We start from the raw sequence: 17,590 nt of genomic DNA, 5'->3' as shown, positions 1-17,590 counted from the left end.
TTCTCACAGATTTGTCCTGGCCTCAGCCTTGCTTTTTTGGGTGGACCTGGCCTCGCATTCCCAATGCGACACGCGCCCATTTCTGATAGGTGTAGCTGGCCGAATACGCGGCCACCATCGCACCAATGGAACCGTCCAGAAATCCCAGCCGGAAAATATAGCTGCGCACATAGGCCCAGACGGAACGCAAAACTGCCTTGCCTATCGAGCTTTTTTTGCCCTCGGCAAGCAGCTGCGCGGCGGATGCTTCTGCGTACCGGCCGATCTTGTCGTGGGCATCTGCCAGGTCGGTGATCGAATCGTGCTCGATCGGCTGGGACAATCGCCCGACCTTTCCGTTCAGCACTACTTTCTCGTGCACGGTGTCGTCGCTGAAGCGCCCGGAGCGGCGACGGAAGAGCCTGAGCACCAGATCGGGCGACCAGCCACTATGGCGGACAATGTGCCCGCAAAAGCGCGATCTTCTCGGTATTTCGAAGCCGTCATAGGCTTTTGGGTCGGCGATTGCGGCCCTGATTTCCGTGCCGAGCGGCGCCTCCACCCACTCATCGGCATCCAGCGAGAGGATCCAATCCCCCGTTGCCGCGGCCAGCGCACGGTTTTTTTGCGCGCCGAAACCGGGCCAATCAAGGGTCATCAAGACCTTGGCCCCCAAGTCACCGGCAATCTCCCTGGTGCTGTCGCTGCTGTCATTGTCGAGAACGATGATTTCGTCTGCAAAATCCACCGAGCGAAGGCAGCGCGCGATGGACGCCTCCTCGTTGCGGGTGATGATAATGACCGAGAGCGCCGGCACGGTCAGAAGGTTCCGGCATCAAAGCTGCCACTGTCATTCGAATGCATCTGCAGCATCGGCTCCCGGCCCGTTAGCACATTGAGGGTACTAACCTAATTCAACAAAGTCGAAAATCATTTCAGATCAAGGCTTTCATACAGCGCCATCATTCGCTTGATCATGACATTGAAATCATAGTGTTCGGCCGCCGCTCTCACCCGGGCTCCGGTTTCAGGTCGTGACGCCAACTGCAGCGCGTGGGCGAGCGCTGCTGCGAGGTCACTTTCGCTGGCCGCATCGCAAACGAGCGTCGGCTCGAACCGCTCGACAAGCTCGCGCGCTCCACAGCCGGTGCTTACCACGACGGGCAAGCCGCTGGCCATCGCTTCGATGACCACTGTGCCGAAAGGATCATAGATGGAAGGCAGCACGGCAATATCGGCCGCGCCGTACCACGGCAGCATGTCTTTCTGCGGCCCCAGCATCTTGAGCCGTGCGCCGAGACCGAGCCTGTTACCGGCCTGCCTGAAGGCGTTGGCGCGCGAATCGTGGCCGATGACCCACAATTCCGGCTCGCCATCGAGCGTGGCGACAGCCTTCATCAGTGCAAGCAGTCCTTTTCGCGCAAAGCCCGAGCCGACAAACAGGACGACCCGCCTGTTTTCGTCGACGTCGAGCCGCGCGCGGACCGCGGCCCGATGCTGTTGGCGCAGTTGCGGATTGAAGCGGTCGAGGTCCACCCCGTTGGGAATATGGTGCACATTTTCGGCCGGATAATCATAGTGACGGACAATGTCCTCGGCGACCATCTTCGAAATCGCTATGACAGCTTTGAGCCGTGGGCTGGCATAGGTTGCGCGCTCGAGGCGCAGCGTCTGGCGGTGAAAGGGGCTCAGCGCCATTGCCGCCCTGCCAAGCCGCGTCTCGAAACGCCGCCGTTCGGCAAGATAGGCGGCATGAACGCCCTCCCCGGCCCGGAAAACATCGCAGCACGGGAGGCGATCGTTGCTCTGCACCAGCGCCGGTGGCATCTCGGCGATCTTGCGGCAAGCGGCTTGAGCAAAGGACGCCGCCCGCAGCGAACGCGGAAAGCGGCGGCCGGCGCAATGGATGAATTCTATGCCTTCATAGCGCGGCCAGTCACCGGAGAGCACGGCCACCGGCCGCTGACGCGCGGCGAACGCGGCCATGATGTTTTCCAGCATGATCTCGCCGCCGCCAAAGGGCGCATAACGCTGGCGCACGAACAGGATCGGCCTGTCGAATTGATTTTCGATGCCACGAATGCCGGCATGCATTGGGTCAGGGCTCCGGCCTTGTTGCCATCGGACGATGTCTATAGAGGCCAGCGCGCATCGGCAACAGTTGGAAAGCTCACTCGCGGAACTCAGAACAGGTCTGTGTCCATTGTCCGCGACTGCTTGCGATTTGCCTGACGGTGCTGCATGTAGAAATTAACTGCAAACAGCGGATCAGCGCCAGCTCCAGCCGGGTAGTGACCGCTATGAGGGGGAATCGACGGCTTGAGCAAAGCAACCTGGCCCGCCATTGTCCGCCGGACGATTACCGACACCGCCATATATCGGCTGAGACGCACCTTCGGAAGGCGGGCAGAAGTGTCATCGCTGCGGCCGATAACGCCCCTCAAAGTGAATGATCTGCCTTTGATCCTCGTCATCCGCAACGAGGCGGACAGGCTACGCCCGTTCCTGAAGCACTACCGCGAGCTCGGCGTCACCAGATTCGCCGTCCTTGATGATCGCTCGACCGACGGAACAGCTGAGCTTCTGGCCGAGCAGCCAGATGTCGATCTATTCAGCTCGCCGCTCACCTATTCTCAGTCGGACCTGGGAAACCTTTGGCGGCAGCGTCTTGTGCAGATTTATGGTCAGCCTCGCTGGTATCTGACCGTCGATGCGGACGAATATCTTGTCTATGACGGCATGGATCAGAATCCGCTCGGCGCGATGGCCGCCTGGCTCAAGCGGCGCGGAATGACACGCCTGCTGGCGCCGATGATCGACATGTATCCGAGCGGAAACATCTGGGACGTACCCTTCGATCCCATCGTGCCGCCATGGCAGGTTGCGGACCATTTCGACGGCAGCGGCTATGAGGTGACGAGGAGCCCCCGGCATCTCAAGATCACAGGCGGCCCGAGAACCCGGCTTTTCGCCAGGCAGCACAAGTTGACCAAGTTTCCTCTGATATATGTTGATCGCCAGACGATTTTTACGTCAATTCACGCACCGCTGCCCTACTGGCGAAACTATATAAAGGGATTGGCCGGCCTGCTTCATTTCAAGTTCTTCGCCGATTTCAACGACAAGGCGCAGGTCGCGGTGGCGGAAGGTCAGTATTGGAACGGCGCTTCCAAATATCGCCAGTATCATGAGGTATCGAGCGGTAAAGCCGCTCTCAGCGCGATGAGCGAACAGTCAATGCTGTACGAAGGCGCTCACAGCCTGTTCCAAACGGGTTTGATCGACAAAATTGATTGGTAGACGGCACTCCAGCAGATGCCGAACCAACATCATGCATAACCGAACGCTTTCATGAGCTGGGCACCTCGTCCTTGTACCAGGTCCTGTAACTCGGCGTTTCCAAGTTCGGAGCGCCATCTCCCGCTCCCGTCATAGATTGGCTGATTGACCTGTTGGTTCCGGAGCACCTCGTGTGGCGTCTCGACGCTGGCGTCGGTCGGCTTGAACCATTGCTGCGGGTTCTTGTGGTAGTCGAGGAGATCCGGGCTGAAGGTCACATCAAGAAAGCCGCATATCTGCTCGACGACTTTGGCCGGATTCTCGACCAGATCCTCATAGCGATAGATCAGCACATCCGGCTTTCCCCGTTCCGCGAGAACCAGCGCATTATCGTTGATCCAGCGGTCGAGAGCCTCCTGTGGGTCGTCAAGTCGTTTGGTCAGCGACGCCACGACGTCGCGCCCATCTCGCACCGGCATGATGAAACGCGCGCCGGGCACGAGCCGGCGGATGCGGGCCACACGGCGGATATGCCGCGGTGTCTTTTCAAGCAGCACGTTCTTTCCAGCCTCGCGCGCCGCCCGCTTCAGTTTCCAGAAGCGGAACATGGCCAGTGGCGTCCACTTGAAGAAAATGTTGGTTTCCTGAAGCGGCAGGTAGACGTCAGGATGCGACGCAAGGATCGTCGCAATCAACGTCGTCCCGCTATGGCCGCAGCCGCAAATGAATCCGGTCCGCATCACCATGTCGGCAATGCCCCCTAACCCAAGGCGACCCGGGCGCGGTTATCGACGCGAGCGTAGCACAAGCCGTTCGTGCTAAAGACCTTGTCCAGCTTCTCCCAATATTCGAACTTGGCCAACTGCTCGTCACAATAGGCCACGTCGTTCTCGGAAAGATATTCGCCGTAACCGCCTATCTTACCCTTGCGCACCTTGAAGCTTTCGGGATCATTCGCATCGCGCGGCTGTAATATCTTGCCGTATCGATCGGACAGATCACCAGTCGATTCACTCACTTTCATCTTGTCGAAGGTTCGGTTGTTCGCCACCTCGACAAGCGTCTGATCGTCAGCCTGCTGGTTCAGGAATCCAAGGATCGCGCGAAGGACACCAGCCGTATCCCGATGCATATCTTCATATTGAAGATACCGGATTTCGCGCATCCGGGGCATGGCCGCGAACCAATGCAGATTGAATCTGATGATCTTTTCAATCCCATGATTGTCGCTTCTGATAAAATCACTGAACGATCCCGCTGGAAGCATGTGGCGTTTCTGAACCTGAAAGTACCCTGAGACCACCGTATCTCTTGGGTCGCGAACAAGCATTATTGTTCTTCTCTTTTTGTATCGAGATTTATTCTCCTTGAGGCTCGATTTTGGTCGAAGTAACTTGTGGTCGGTTCCGTCGTGAATGTATTGAACTTCAACTCCCAGATCGTCCAGCATGACACGCAGCCACGTGCGCCCTGATTTTGGAAAGGATACGATAAGAGGAAGAGGCGGCGCTTTGGCCTGGAAAAATTTTAGAAAGGACATGGGAGAGACCTCCTTTAGATTATCAGAGCTGGCGCCCGAACCGCTGCCGGCCAGACCAACCCCATTACTGGGCGCCTAAGCCTACGGCTGATTCGAACACAAGGCAGAAATGCCGGCAAGAATTGCGATCCTCTGCGGGGCGAATTGGCCTTTACTATATCCCGGTTCGGAATGCCTTATGTTTTTTGGCCTGTTGCGACGAGTGTTCGACACGGGCGCTCCATTCCGCGATCCGTCGGCCGACCGCTTAATGCGGATCGCGTCGATGCGTATTCAGTGACGCGCTTTCGGACGACATGCATTAGCCACTCACTTTTGTGATCCATGGCGCAAGGATGGCCTCAGCCTCGCTCATCACCACGGACCAAGGGCGTTCCCGTTTCGAGACCAGCACGGCCGATGGATAGTAGGGCGTGCGGTCGCCCTCGACCGGCCAGGAGCGCTTGAAGCCGTCGCCTAGAATGAAAACCGAGGGGATGCCGAGCGCGCCCGCCAGATGCGCTCCGGTATTGCTGATGGTCACCACGGCGTCCATCGCGGCAACCTGCGCGGCGAAAAGGTCCATGTCGACGAGCTGATCGACCGATCTGTCATGAAGAATGCGCTCCGGCTCACCGTCGGTCAGGATCTTCAGATCGGTCTCGATCTGGCCGTACTGCAGCGAGACGAACCGGAGGTCCGGGCGGCCGATCAGGTTTCGCCAGGCGGCAAGCGGCGGCAGGTCTTTGCCAGGATTGGAGCTGCCCCATGCGATACCGACCAAGGGCCGCCCTTCCTTCCGGTAGCGGGCGCGAAGTTCAGCGACCCGGGCCGGATCCGGCTTAAGGGGCACGAAGTGCTCGCGGATCGTTGCCTCGTCAGTCTCGAAAACGGCAGTCAGATGCTGGACGCCGGCGAAGGCCTGCGCCTCGGCATAGACGGCCTTGCCGCCAGCGCCGACCGGCCGCACATCGGCAGTCGGAAAAGTGCGCTGAAAGAGCGGTACCAGGCGGCGCTCGACGAGGACGATCGAACGGGCGGCGCGCGCCAGGGCACAGCCGACGGAGCTGGCATGATGGATCGCGGTGGCCAGACCCTGCTTTTCGGTTTCCATCAGATCGATCAGCAGTGTCTGGCCAGAAATATCCTGGCCCAGCCACTCGCCATCGACGCGGCCGTTGACGATGTGGCGTCGTGCAATCCTGAGCTCGGCGGCTGCGCCATAGGCGCCCATCCGCATCAGCGCCTTGCTGAGCTCGTCGATCAGGTGGACCTCGCCCCTCGATTTTGCAATGGATCCAAGAGCCAGGGCTTTCGGCAGTGCCGCCGGCCAATCGCGGGACTCGACGCTTCGCCGATAATCCGCCATCTGATCGGCAATGTCGCCGTCACGCCAGCGAAGGAAGAGCTGCCGCCGGTGACGTCGGAACCAGACCTTGTATTTGTAGCCTGCAAGCGCGACAGCGCGGCGCAACCGGCCGAGAAGTAGGCTACCTTCCATCGCCAGCTCCGCCGATGATTTGCATGACGCGTCCGCCTGCTTCCTGCACTGCCGACGCCCAGGTTCGGCCGCCTTTTCGGACCAGTCGAACGCTCGGATACGCGGCGACGGTCTCGCCGAAGGCAGGCCAGGACAGTCGAAACCCGTCGTCGAGCATGACAACCGTCGGCACGCCGAGCGCTCCGGCCAGGTTGGCACCGGTATTGCTGATCGTCACCACCGCGTCGAGCGCCGCGATTTGGGCGGCAAAGCGGTCCATGTCCGTCAACTGGTTGACGGAAGCGTCATGGATGATGCGCCCCGGCGCGTGGCGCTCGAACTCGGAGAGGGCCGGCCCGACATCGCCATATTGCAAGCTGACGAGGCGCCCCGGCAGGCTGGCGAACAGCGTCCGCCAGTCATCCAGGGCCGGCAGATCCTTACTCTTGTTGAGGCTTCCCCAGGCAAATCCGATCAGGGGACCTGGGCCGCCATCGAGATAGGTGCCGCGCAGCTCGGCAACCAGTCGGCGGTCCGGCTCCAACGGAACGAAGGGCGCGCGTGCCGCCGGGTCGTCCGGCCAGAAATGCTTTGCGAGTGTCTCGAAACCGGCAACGACATCGGCGTCCACCGCCGCCATGTCCTCTTCCCCTTCAATCCTGACATCGAGCCCAGGATATGTTCTGCGATAAAGCGGTGCCAGTCGCGGCTCGACGAAGACGATGCATCGACCGGCAGCCGCGACGACTGGACCAAGCAGCGACGCGAACTGGAAAAAGATTGCCAGGTCGCCTTCGCGACGATCGACTAGAAGCGTGCGACCCGCAAGATCACTGCCATCCCAATCGGGTCTGCCGCGCTGCTTGCTCGCCGCCATCAACTGCCAGATGCGATTTCCTCCGTCGAGACGCCTCAGTCCGCGCCCCGCTTTCTTGATCAGGCCGAGATCGCCAAGCTGCTCACCAAGCGCGCCAAGCGCCAGTGCATGGTCGCGAGCAGTTTGCCAGTCACCACGCTGCACGCTTTCCTCCATCAGCCTCATATGCCTTTCGGCACTTTCGTCGGGGTGGCGCGAGGGACGTCTAAGAAGTTCCTTTGCCCGCTCGAGAACCTTCTGCAGCCGCTTGCCGACGGCGCCCTGCGGGCGCAGATCGGCGGTTTTTGCTTTCTGAAGGATGGTTCGTCTGTTCTGCACGGCGATGTTCTATCGTCCTGGGGGAGCGTCGGAAAGCGTCGTCAGGATCGATGAGAGCCGCCGGCCGGCCTCGTCGAGCACCAGCGACCAAGGGCGCCCCTCCTTGCGAATGACAATGCCCTTCGGATACCAGGGTGTCCGGTCGCCGGTCACCGGCCATGCCGTCTGAAAATTATCGTCGATCAGGAAAACAGTCGGCACGCCAAGGGCTCCGGCAAGATGGGCTGCCGTATTGCTGATCGTCACGACAGCATCGAGTGCGGCGACCTGTGCCGCGAAACCGTCCATGTCGACCATCTGGTCGACGCCGTCGTCAAAGATCAGACGCGCGTCATTGCCGTTGCGAAGGCGCCGCAACGCCGGCTTGATCTGTCCGTACTGGAGCGAAACGAAGGTCGCTTGTGTCTGGGCGATGAACCGTGCCCATTCAGGAAAATCAGGCACGTCCTTGGTGTGGGATTTGCTGCCCCAGGAGAGGCCGACCAGCGGCAGATCCGTCATCGCCCGATAGCGCTTGCGGAATGTCTCGACGTGTTCAGGATCTGCCCGCAGCGGCACGAAGTCGGCAGCAAGCTTTTCGGCATCGCGTCCGAACACCCAGGCGAGATCTTCGAAAGTCGCACGTTTGTTGGCGACCACATCCCGCTGCGCCGGGACCACGGTCGCCTTCGGGAACGTTCGCTGCAGAATTGGTACCAGGCGCGGCTCGACCCGGATTGTTGCGCTTTGCGCATAGGCAGCGGCAGCGCCGGCCAGTCGCGCGTGGCGGATAACCCGGCCAAGGCTGCGCGGGTCATCCTCCACAAGGTCGATCAGCAGTGTATCCGATCCGAGATTCTCGCCGGTCCACTCGTTCGCGCTTTTCCCTTTCCGCAGCCGGCGAGCGGAAAGCCGAAGCTCAGCTGCCCGCGCAAAGTTGCCAAGCCGTTCGAATGCCTGGCCCGCCTTCTGCATCAGCTCCGGGTCGCGATTATGATCGGCCGCGACAGCTATCTCATCGGTACCGGCTTCAAGGCCTTTCCAGTCCCTGCGAACGATCAGGGCCTCAACCTTGGCTTGCAGCTCAAGAATGGATCGCGGTTGCTTGGGGCCGGAAAACAACCTGCGCACCGCCTTTTTGTACCGGCGCACCTGAAGGCCCAGTCCACCAATCACATACCGGACATAGGAACCGTGATAAAAGCTGGTCATCGGCCTTCAGCGCAATACGCTCTGCCGCAGCTTTTTGCCGCTTTCGACCATCGGATCGGGCGTCTCCAGGTGGAATATCGAACGATATATCTCGCTGTGCTTGGCAAGCTGGTCATGCGTTCCAGCATCGACAAGCTGTCCGGCGTCAAACACGAGAATACGATCGGCCGCCTTGATTGTAGACAGCCTGTGCGCAATGCAGATCACTGTGCGCTGAAATGTGTTGTCGAAGGCTGCCTCCATGACTGCCCGTTCGTTTTCACCGTCAAGCGCCGATGTCGCTTCATCATAGACGATTACCGCAGCATTCTTGAGCAGGGCGCGTGCGATGGCGACGCGCTGTTTCTGCCCGCCCGACAGATTGGTGCCGCTCGGCCCGACAAGCGTGTCGAGCCCGTTTTCGAGCGCCGAAGCAAAGCTGGTGACCCGGGCGAGGTTCGCAGCGGACTCGATTTCCTGATCCGTGGCGTTCGGGCGGCCGTCGCGAATGTTGTCGCGGATCGAGCCTTCGAACAGGAAGACGTCCTGTGACACCAGTGCGATGTTATCGCGAACGTCGGCCAGGCTGATCTTCGAAATGTCCTTTCCGTCGATCAGGATCCTGCCCTTGTCCGGCTCCATCAGGCGCAGGATCAGATTGACGATGGTGGTCTTGCCGGCGCCGGAGCGGCCGACGATCGCCAGCTTCTCACGAGGTCGCACGTCGAAGGAAACACCCTCCAGCGCCGGGCTGTTGCCGTCATAGGAGAAGGCCACATCTTCAAAGCGGATACCACCATCGACATCGGCCAGGCGCTCGCCCGCGATTGCAAGTCGCCGCTGCTCGGGCGTGTCGATCAAATCATACATCTGCTCGACGGCGACCATTTGCTTCTGGATGTCGACGTTGACCCGGGCCAACCGCTTGGCAGGCTCATAGGCAAGCAGGAACGCGGTAATGAAGGCCATGAATTCGCCGGGCGTCTTGCCGTTGCCGAGGGTCTGCCAGCTGGCGTACATAACGAAAAGCCCGATGATCACGCCGCCGCCGGTCTCCATCAATGGGCTCATCAATGCTGACGTCCGGTTGATCTGGATGCCACGTCTTTCCATCTTGCGGACGGCCTTTGCAAAGCTGGCAACCGCCTTGTCCTCGAGCTGGAAGGACTTGATGGTGCGGATGCCTTCGACGGCTTCCGTGCCGATCGACTGGACCTGTGCGGCCAATTCCGTCTCGCCCCTCGCCAGCGCCTTGAGCTTCCTGGTTATCGCGCCGACCGATAGGAACAGCATCGGCAGAACCGCCACGGATATCAGCGACATTACCGGGTCCTGCTTGACCATGACGCTGGCCAAGGCAATCAGGGTCAGCAGATCAGAGACGGCGCTGCTCGTGAGGGTGAGAATAACGGTCGCCCCGGCGCGCGCGTTGAACATGATCTTGGAGATAAATTTTGCCGGATGCTGGTTCGCGAAACGGCTGATGTCGAAATACACCATTCGGGAAAATTGACGGTTTTGAAGGTCTGAAACGATAGCCCGGCGAATCTTGCCCGTGGTGATGGTCTGGCAGTAGGCAGCTATGCCCTTGACCAGGAAAATGCCGATGATGACGACGCTGATACCCGATACAGCGGCAGCGTCTCGCTCGACATAGATGGTGTTGATCATGACTTTCATGATCCAGGCCGCTGCCCCGGTCGCCGCAGCAGCAGCGATCGAGCACAGCAAACCTGTCACATACAGCATCTTGTGCGGCGGCAGATTTTCGCCAATCAGACGCTTGATCAGCGGATATGCTGGGCCCGTTGACACTCGTTTCTTTGCAATCATCTCGTCGCCGCCCGTTGCGATCCCGTCCGGTCTTCGTGTTGTCTTGAAGCGCGAAACGGTTTCGATCACCTGTCTGTGGCTTCGTTCCCGACCGCAGTCAATGCCGAACCGGATCCTTGCACGTCATCGGCTTACGACCGTCGGTTCCTCGCATACGAGCATAGCGGACCCAGCCACGCGGCTCTTGCGCCATTCGCCGTCGGCCGCGCTATGCCCGGTCAGTGTTTCGCGAGGACCATGAGATGGCTTCCAAGAGGCGAGGTGTGATTGCTTTTGATTGAAAAGCCCACATCCGAAAGCACCGCGATCATCTCTCTATCCTTGCCAGGAGGAACGCGGGCAACGATCGTTTGAGCACGCCTGGCGATATCGCACAGCACGCGTCGCGCCTTGTCCGCGCCGAGGCTCCACTGCATGTGATGGTAGACCGCCAGCAGCATGACGATGTCATACTGCGGTTGGAGAACATTTTGCAGCTTCCGGCTGCCAAGATCGAGACAATCGAACCGGCTTTGAACCGGACAACCCAGGAAGATCATCCTGGCCGTCTCGATATGCGGCTTGAGAATGTCGATCCCATGGATCGAACTTGGTCCTAGCTTGGATATCTCATAGGCGACAACACCCATGTTGCAGCCAACATCGAGAATGGACTTCCCGGCGTAGTCGACCTCTGCTGAGAATAGGCCGTCCAGTCGGTCGTCCCACGTTCCCTTGAATCTCTTTTGCTTATTTGACCACCACAAATCATTGTTCTCCAAAAGCGGCGCCGGACTGGTTTCCTTGACGGAGGACGACTGTGCGCTGGGCCTTGGCCCCGGACCAGTTGCTGGCGCGCAAACGACACTGTCCAGAACGTCCTGTAAACGTAACCGCGGGAGAAAGGAACTCCTGATCACAGCATCCTGCGAAGACGTTTCGGGAAGCTGACGAACACCAGCCCGACAGATCGACACATCGGTTGGAAACCGCAATGTCGCTTGGCGCCCCCTACCCGGGCCTGCCCTCGAGTTCCTGAAACGTACGCCCTTTCGGCAAGGCAAGCCATGTTTGTTCTTGCTTTGTGCCGGCAGCTATGCTACTAATTTGCCTATGGTGCTGATTTGCACCAACGACCGTCTTGCCGCGAGATGCGGTTTTTCAGCCAGGCTCGATCAAAGCTCGCCCGCATTGCGGGGTCTTGGGCGATCAAGGTCGAGCGCCAGCCTTTTCGGCAGCTTCCGAGAAGGGAAATCGGAAAAGCAGCTTCCGGTTCTCCTCGCAGATTTCGAAGGAAAGACCTGTCAGGACTGGGCTGCCGCTGAGCAGACCCTCGGCCAGGGTTTCCTTGGCCGAAGCCATGGCGTTGTCCTGGGCGGCAGACAGGCCATCCACCTCCTGCCTCTCGAATCTTCCGTCAAGCGGCCGTCATTGTTTCGGAAATGAAAAAAATATCTCGGCGTGCCTGCTCCGGCTGGTTGGTTATGTCGTCGCGAGCGGTCTCAGGAACAGCGTTGAATTCGTACGTACAGGACAGCACTGTACGATTTTGACATCGGGATTCATGGCGTTCAGGCCTTCATGCGTCAGGTCGATCGAACAGCACCCCCAGCCCATGTTCGAACGCACATGCCGCAATCATGTCGTCCAGGGCTTTTCCGGAGACCGGGCAATTCGGCATGACTGCCATGATCGCGATCTCAGCCGCTGCGGTAGAAACCTCATCGTGGCGCCTCTTCCTGGTCTCGATATATTGCTCGATCAGAATTTTCAGGCGCCGCGCTGCAATCTCGTCGACGACCATCGTTCTCCCTCGATTCGGCACAATGTCCGTCTTCCGGGGGCGGTCCTCCGGGTGAAGGTCCGCTGCCGTTGGCTAGCAGCGGACCTCTCGGCTGGGTGAGCCAATGGGCCGAGGCGGGGGTCTCGGACCGTCACACAATAGCTTCGAGAGGCCACTCGTTCCACAGAACGCTGTCGTTGGTAATTTTCGTACACTGAGCATTGCCGCCGTCAGTCTGCGGCCGTGGGATTTTTGGGCTATGCCGCGTCGCCGGGGTACCGGATCAGATCCGGCTTCGATCGAGATAGCTGTAGATGCCCGCGCCGATCGCGACCGCTCCGACGGTGATCAGAATCGATGGCACCCCCATCAGCGTCGCGACGATCCCCCAGACGATGGCGACGGCGATTGCGCCGGCAGTTCCCAGGACCAGTCTAAGCCGTTTCGACATTATCTATTCCCCCAAAAGTGCATCTCTGGCCTTTCCGGTCGAAATACCGCAATGCGGCACCATTGTCTGCGCTTCGTTCAACTTTCTATGCCGCCCCTGAGCCCGACCGCTGAGAACGCGTCGTGCGCAAGCTCATCGGCGTCATCGTTACGCTCACGACCATTGCCGCAGTCTACTGGATAATGCCGGAATACCGGCGTGAGTTTGCCGCAACGGACCGGGCAGATACGCCAGCATGTGCGGGGCTGGATCGTCAAAGGCTTCTTCCTGCCGCTGATGTTCGTCTATCTGTGCTCCACACTGGGTTCGATCCTTGCCGGGCTTGAACAACCGTATCAGCTCGACATCATGCGCTGGCACGCTTTTGCAATCGATCTCCTGTTCATGGTGGATGTTCTTGTCGCGATCGTCAGCTATATCTTCACGCTGCGCGTACTCGACAACCATATCCGCAGCGTCGAGCCCGCCGTGTTCGGCTGGCTGGTTTGTCTTGCCTGTTATGAACCCATCAACACCGCCACCCGTGCCTACCTGAACTACGAAACGGGCGCCAACTGGACGGCGGTGATTCCCTCACCGGCGCTCCAAGTTTTCTGGGGATCGGCTGTCCTCTTCTGCATCTTGATTTTTGTCTGGTCCACCGTGAGCTTTGGCCTGAGATTTTCCAATCTCACCAATCGCGGAAATCATTACCAGGGGACCGCATCGCTGCATCAAGCATCCGGCCTATGTTTCGAAGAACCTCTCCTGGTGGCTGATCTCCGTACCTTTCCTCACCGCCGCAGGACCCGCTGAAGCGCTACGGCACTCCGCACTCCGCCATCCTGCTCGGACTCAACGCCTTCTACGCACTCCGCGCCATCACCGAGGAACGCCATCTGTCACGCGACCCCGCTTACGTTGCCTATTGCGATTACATCGCCGAGAACGGTGCTGTAGCCCAGCTCAAACGCCTGTTCGCAAAAGCGCATCGGTCGCCGATCGGGCGCTCCGGCTGAATGCCACCCGTGCTCTGACGATCAGCGGCAGTTGGCGCCTATCGCCTCAACGCGTGATCGCGATGCCGATCCTCGCCGCTCATCGGCAACGGCCGATCGCCCTCGAGCAGGCGGGTGATCCGGGCAAAGCCGGTAAAAGCCTTTCGCGCTTCCTCGGCCGACATCCGGCCGGCCATGGCCGCAGCGCAGCAATTCACGGCGCACTGGTAAACGGGCCCGCGCCGCCCGGCCGGCCATTTTCGCAAGAATGCCATTGCTTCGGCAACGCTGTCGATCTCCTCCACGGGCTGTCCCTGTCCGCGCAAAATCCGCACGGGTGAAAAGAATTGCAAGCGGTCCATCATTTCCTCCCCGTCGACCGGATGCGTGCGATCGAACCCCACTAAACTCGCGAACCGGGCTTTGGTTCCCGGCAAAGAGGGCTTGGCTTGGAAAATGTTGGCGGACCAGACGAGCAGCGGTGGAAACGCCCCGCAGCCCTTATCGGATGACATCTTGCCCCAATTGGATGACATCTTGCTATGGTACGGGAACGTTAGCGCGGCTGATGCATTTCGATGCCACGAGCAGTCTTTTTTGAGGGAAATGCCAAAACATGAGAATAGCCCATGTGGCGCCGCTCCATGAATCCGTGCCACCCCGGTTCTATGGAGGGACGGAGCGCATCGTCTCCTATCTGACCGAAGGATTGGTCGAGCTTGGCCATGACGTGACCCTGTTCGCCAGCGGCGATACCAAGACATCGGCAAAATTGGTGGCGTGTCGCGAGCGCGCGCTCCGTCTCGATCCGCGCCCGCACAAATCCGAAACCGCGGCGCATCTCGCGATGCTCGCCGAGGTGAGGAACCGGGCGCAACAGTTCGATATCATCCATTTCCATCTCAGCCACTTCCTGCATTTTCCTTTCTTCGAACACATGCCTGACCGGACGGTGACGACACCGCATGGCAGGCTCGACTATGTCGACCTGGCCCCGGCCTACGAACGTTTTCCGCGCTTTCCGATGATCTCGATTTCGCGCAGCCAGAGAACCGGGCTACCCATGGCCAATTGGCTGGCGACCATCCATCACGGGCTGCCGATCAATATCTACGAGCCGACTTTCGAGACGGATGCGGACGAGCCGTATCTGGCCTTTCTGGGCCGGCTGTCGCGCGACAAGCGCCCGGACCGTGCCATTGAGATCGCCTTGCGCTCCGGGCTGAAACTGAAGGTTGCGGCAAAGATCGGCGACGACGACCGCGCTTTTTTCCACAGCACGGTCGAGCCGCTGATCGACGGCGACCGTGTCGACTACATCGGCGAGATCGAAGAGGACAGAAAAGCGGAATTCCTCGGCAAGGCGGCCGGCCTGCTGTTTCCGATCGATTGGCCGGAGCCGTTCGGTCTTGCCGCGATAGAGGCTATGGCCTGCGGCACGCCGGTGATCGCCTGGAAATGCGGTGCCCTGCCAGAGATCATCGACCACGGCGTGACCGGTTTCCTTGTCGATTCAGTCGATGCTGCTGTCGCCTCGATACCGGAATTGCTGCGCCTCGACAGGCGACAGGTGAGAGCCGTATTCGAAAACCGTTTTTCTGCCACGAGAATGGCCCACGACTATGTGACTGCCTATGCGCGCCTGATCGGCACTCCCGGTGAAGCGAGAGCGTCCTGATCGGCGTCATTGTGGACGTTGGAAACGAAACGACAGAGCTTGTGACGTATGAATCAACTCGACGAGCGTAAGCTTGATCCCGCTGTAGCCCTTGCCTCGCTCGACGAGGTTGCGCCCCGGGAGCCGCACCGACTGTTCGCCCTCAAGCAAGGCGACTGCTTCGCGGTGGCCGACGCTTATGGCGACATCCGCGGCGCCGGCGACGGCTTTTTCCGAGACGACACGCGTGTGCTTTCGGAATTCCGGCTGACGATCGGTGGCCGGCAAATGTCGCTGCTGGGCGCATCGCTCAGCCAGGACAATGTGCTTTTCACCTCGAACCTGACCAATCTGCCGATCCAGAGTGTCGGTGGCCGCGACATTCCGCAGGGCGCGATCCACATAGAACGCGTCAGGCTGCTTTGGCAGGACCGGCTGTTCGAGCGCATCACACTTTCCAACTACAGCCAGGAATCGTCGGCCATTCGGGTTTCGTTGCATTTCGCAGCAGATTTCCGCGACATGTTCGAGGTGCGCGGTTCGACCCGGCTCAAGCGCGGAATAGCCCACGCCGCCGAGACCAGTCCGACATCCGTGGTGCTTCGATATGACGGGCTGGACCAGCTCGTACGCCTGTCGGCGATCTCGTTCTCGCAGGCGCCGGACAATTTGACCGCCAGCCGCGCGGATTTCCTGGTTGCGGTGACGAAGCGCAGCAGCGAGGTCCTCTATATCGAGGTCGGCCCGGAGGTGGCGGAGACACCCGACCGTGACCGTTTTCGGGCTGCCGCCGCCCGCGCTCGCTTTGGCATGCGCGCCAAACGCCGCCACGGCGCGACGGTGCACAGCTCCGGCCGCGTCTTCAACGACTGGATCGAACGCGCGCGCGCAGACGTGGCGTTGCTGACCACCGAGCTTGCAACCGGACCTTACCCCTATGCCGGCATACCCTGGTTCTCGACGGCATTTGGCCGTGACGGGGTGATTTCCGCACTGCAGATGCTGTGGTTGAATCCTGGGCTGGCCCGCGGCGTACTCGCCTTTCTCGCCCAGCATCAGGCAACCGAAACGTCGCCGTTCAGCGATTCGCAGCCGGGCAAGATCATGCACGAGACCCGCAAGGGCGAGATGGCGGCGCTGCGGGAGCTCCCGTTCGGCCGCTATTACGGCGGTGTCGATACCACGCCGCTCTACATTCATCTCGCTTGCGCCTATGCGGATCGTACCGGCGACATGGCGTTCGTCGACAGCCTGTGGCCGTCGCTCTGTGCAGCGGCCGAATGGACGGAAGAGACAAGCCGCGCGACCGGCTTCGTTACCTACCAGCGCGGCGCCGAGACCGGCCTCGCCAACCAGGGCTGGAAGGACAGTTTCGATTCCGTCTTCCATGCCGATGGCCGCATGCCCAAGGGGCCGATCGCCCTGGTCGAGGTGCAAGGTTACGTCTTTGCCGCGTTCCGCGGGCTGGCGGCGCTCGCCCGCCGCCGCGGCGAGGACGACAAGGCCGATCATTGGGAGGAACGCGCCGAAACCATGCGCGCCGCGGTGGAACGCCATTTCTGGATGGACGATCTCAATTTCTATGCACTAGCGATCGATGGTGCAGGCGAGCTCTGCAAGGTACGGACGTCGAATGCCGGCCATCTTCTCTATGTCGGGCTGCCCGAGCCGGAACGGGCGCAGATGGTCGCCGATCAGCTGCTCTCCGCGTCGTTCCACTCTGGTTGGGGAGTGAGGACGCTGGCCGACGATGCGATATTCTTCAATCCCATGTCCTACCACAATGGTTCGATCTGGCCGCACGACACCGCCATGTGCGGTGCCGGCCTGGCACGTTACGGCGTGCGCGACAGCGTGGTCCGGCTGATGAGCGGCACGTTCGAATCGGCTGTCCATTTCAACATGCGGCTGCCGGAACTGTTCTGCGGCTTTACCCGGTCGCCGGGCGAAGCGCCGATCGCCTATCCCGTCGCGTGCCTGCCGCAGGCCTGGTCGGCGGGATCGGCCTTCATGCTGATGCAGGCCTGCCTTGGCCTCGAAATCGACGGCTGGAAGAGCGAAATCCGGGTCACCCGCCCAAGGCTGCCGATCGGCATCGACACGCTGACATTGCGGCATCTGGGTGTCGGCTCGACGGTGGTCGACCTCACATTCCAGCGTGTCGGCGACCGGGTCGTCGCCTTTCTCGCCGATCGGTATGAGGGGATGGTGCCGCTCATCGTGCGCACTTGATACCCGCCGCGCTGCGGCGCATCGAAATGACGCCCGGCATTACAATCGTCCGGAAC

General features: G+C 60.3%; 17 protein-coding genes. 4 read left to right on the top strand and 13 right to left on the bottom strand.

Annotated features, from left to right (window positions below):
- Positions 1-22: 22 nt before the first annotated feature.
- Both NKH98_RS16855 and NKH98_RS16850 read right to left on the bottom strand, forming a co-directional pair.
- Positions 23-796, bottom strand: a complete 774-nt coding sequence (locus NKH98_RS16855; protein WP_352899905.1) for a glycosyltransferase family 2 protein — start codon at positions 794-796, stop codon at positions 23-25.
- Positions 797-909: 113 nt separating this feature from the next.
- The gene (locus tag NKH98_RS16850) at positions 910-2,073 is read right to left on the bottom strand and encodes a glycosyltransferase family 4 protein (RefSeq protein WP_352899904.1); all 1,164 of its coding nucleotides are present in this window, start codon (positions 2,071-2,073) and stop codon (positions 910-912) included.
- A 225-nt stretch (positions 2,074-2,298) separates the two neighbouring features.
- Here NKH98_RS16850 and NKH98_RS16845 point away from each other — a divergent pair, with 225 nt between their 5' ends.
- Positions 2,299-3,279, top strand: a complete 981-nt coding sequence (locus tag NKH98_RS16845; protein WP_352645679.1) for a glycosyltransferase family 2 protein — start codon at positions 2,299-2,301, stop codon at positions 3,277-3,279.
- Between the two features lie 29 nt (positions 3,280-3,308).
- On the opposite strand, the gene NKH98_RS16840 is transcribed toward NKH98_RS16845, so the two are convergent.
- The 10 genes from NKH98_RS16840 to NKH98_RS16795 all read right to left on the bottom strand — a co-directional run bounded on the left by NKH98_RS16840 (position 3,309) and on the right by NKH98_RS16795 (position 12,668).
- Positions 3,309-4,004 carry a sulfotransferase family protein gene (locus NKH98_RS16840; RefSeq protein ID WP_352899902.1) on the bottom strand — a complete coding sequence of 232 codons (696 nt, stop codon included), beginning with the start codon at positions 4,002-4,004 and terminating at the stop codon, positions 3,309-3,311.
- Positions 4,005-4,018: 14 nt separating this feature from the next.
- Positions 4,019-4,798 (bottom strand): sulfotransferase domain-containing protein, encoded by a 780-nt coding sequence (locus tag NKH98_RS16835; RefSeq protein WP_352899901.1) that lies wholly within the window; start codon positions 4,796-4,798, stop codon positions 4,019-4,021.
- Between the two features lie 301 nt (positions 4,799-5,099).
- Positions 5,100-6,278, bottom strand: a complete 1,179-nt coding sequence (locus NKH98_RS16830; protein WP_352899898.1) for a glycosyltransferase family 9 protein — start codon at positions 6,276-6,278, stop codon at positions 5,100-5,102.
- On the bottom strand, positions 6,268-7,452 hold the full coding sequence (locus NKH98_RS16825) for a glycosyltransferase family 9 protein (protein WP_352899896.1): 1,185 nt from the start codon (positions 7,450-7,452) through the stop codon (positions 6,268-6,270). Before NKH98_RS16825 ends, NKH98_RS16830 begins: the two co-directional genes overlap by 11 nt.
- 9 nt (positions 7,453-7,461) lie before the next feature.
- Positions 7,462-8,643 carry a glycosyltransferase family 9 protein gene (locus NKH98_RS16820; protein ID WP_352899895.1) on the bottom strand — a complete coding sequence of 394 codons (1,182 nt, stop codon included), beginning with the start codon at positions 8,641-8,643 and terminating at the stop codon, positions 7,462-7,464.
- 6 nt (positions 8,644-8,649) lie between these two features.
- Entirely contained in the window at positions 8,650-10,437 is a 1,788-nt protein-coding gene (locus tag NKH98_RS16815; protein WP_352899894.1) for an ABC transporter ATP-binding protein, read from the bottom strand.
- Between the two features lie 236 nt (positions 10,438-10,673).
- Positions 10,674-11,216 carry a class I SAM-dependent methyltransferase gene (locus NKH98_RS16810; protein WP_254817280.1) on the bottom strand — a complete coding sequence of 181 codons (543 nt, stop codon included), beginning with the start codon at positions 11,214-11,216 and terminating at the stop codon, positions 10,674-10,676.
- A gap of 427 nt (positions 11,217-11,643) precedes the next feature.
- Positions 11,644-11,829, bottom strand: coding sequence for a DUF6894 family protein (locus tag NKH98_RS16805; protein WP_502894267.1), 186 nt, complete (start codon positions 11,827-11,829; stop codon positions 11,644-11,646).
- A gap of 184 nt (positions 11,830-12,013) precedes the next feature.
- Positions 12,014-12,238 (bottom strand): hypothetical protein, encoded by a 225-nt coding sequence (locus NKH98_RS16800; RefSeq protein WP_254817282.1) that lies wholly within the window; start codon positions 12,236-12,238, stop codon positions 12,014-12,016.
- A 262-nt stretch (positions 12,239-12,500) separates the two neighbouring features.
- A complete protein-coding gene (locus NKH98_RS16795; RefSeq protein WP_254817283.1) occupies positions 12,501-12,668 on the bottom strand; it encodes a hypothetical protein in 168 nt (55 codons plus the stop codon).
- 198 nt (positions 12,669-12,866) lie between these two features.
- On the opposite strand from NKH98_RS16795, the gene NKH98_RS16790 reads away from it, so the two are divergent.
- On the top strand, positions 12,867-13,463 hold the full coding sequence (locus NKH98_RS16790; protein ID WP_254817284.1) for a hypothetical protein: 597 nt from the start codon (positions 12,867-12,869) through the stop codon (positions 13,461-13,463).
- A 241-nt stretch (positions 13,464-13,704) separates the two neighbouring features.
- On the opposite strand, the gene NKH98_RS16785 is transcribed toward NKH98_RS16790, so the two are convergent.
- The gene (locus tag NKH98_RS16785; protein WP_254817285.1) at positions 13,705-14,007 is read right to left on the bottom strand and encodes a DUF982 domain-containing protein; all 303 of its coding nucleotides are present in this window, start codon (positions 14,005-14,007) and stop codon (positions 13,705-13,707) included.
- A 254-nt stretch (positions 14,008-14,261) separates the two neighbouring features.
- Here NKH98_RS16785 and NKH98_RS16780 point away from each other — a divergent pair, with 254 nt between their 5' ends.
- On the top strand, positions 14,262-15,323 hold the full coding sequence (locus NKH98_RS16780; RefSeq protein WP_352899892.1) for a glycosyltransferase family 4 protein: 1,062 nt from the start codon (positions 14,262-14,264) through the stop codon (positions 15,321-15,323).
- 48 nt (positions 15,324-15,371) lie between these two features.
- On the top strand, positions 15,372-17,534 hold the full coding sequence (locus NKH98_RS16775; protein ID WP_352478897.1) for an amylo-alpha-1,6-glucosidase: 2,163 nt from the start codon (positions 15,372-15,374) through the stop codon (positions 17,532-17,534).
- Positions 17,535-17,590: the final 56 nt, after the last annotated feature.

It is taken from the genome of Mesorhizobium sp. M0833 (genome assembly GCF_040319905.1).
Classification (GTDB): Bacteria; Pseudomonadota; Alphaproteobacteria; order Rhizobiales; family Rhizobiaceae; genus Mesorhizobium.
The sequence above is the reverse complement of the archived record's forward strand: the minus strand, read 5'-3'. Positions and strand labels throughout refer to the sequence as shown.

What these genes read in the sequence shown, in the direction of transcription:
- NKH98_RS16850 (WP_352899904.1), bottom strand. Translation starts at nt 2,073, where the DNA reads ATGCATGCCGGCATTCGTGGCATCGAAAATCAATTCGACAGGCCGATC.
- NKH98_RS16840 (WP_352899902.1), bottom strand. Translation starts at nt 4,004, where the DNA reads ATGGTGATGCGGACCGGATTCATTTGCGGCTGCGGCCATAGCGGGACG.
- NKH98_RS16835 (WP_352899901.1), bottom strand. Translation starts at nt 4,798, where the DNA reads ATGTCCTTTCTAAAATTTTTCCAGGCCAAAGCGCCGCCTCTTCCTCTT.
- NKH98_RS16830 (WP_352899898.1), bottom strand. Translation starts at nt 6,278, where the DNA reads ATGGAAGGTAGCCTACTTCTCGGCCGGTTGCGCCGCGCTGTCGCGCTT.
- NKH98_RS16820 (WP_352899895.1), bottom strand. Translation starts at nt 8,643, where the DNA reads ATGACCAGCTTTTATCACGGTTCCTATGTCCGGTATGTGATTGGTGGA.
- NKH98_RS16800 (WP_254817282.1), bottom strand. Translation starts at nt 12,238, where the DNA reads ATGGTCGTCGACGAGATTGCAGCGCGGCGCCTGAAAATTCTGATCGAG.
- NKH98_RS16795 (WP_254817283.1), bottom strand. Translation starts at nt 12,668, where the DNA reads ATGTCGAAACGGCTTAGACTGGTCCTGGGAACTGCCGGCGCAATCGCC.
- NKH98_RS16785 (WP_254817285.1), bottom strand. Translation starts at nt 14,007, where the DNA reads ATGGACCGCTTGCAATTCTTTTCACCCGTGCGGATTTTGCGCGGACAG.
- NKH98_RS16780 (WP_352899892.1), top strand. Translation starts at nt 14,262, where the DNA reads ATGAGAATAGCCCATGTGGCGCCGCTCCATGAATCCGTGCCACCCCGG.
- NKH98_RS16775 (WP_352478897.1), top strand. Translation starts at nt 15,372, where the DNA reads ATGAATCAACTCGACGAGCGTAAGCTTGATCCCGCTGTAGCCCTTGCC.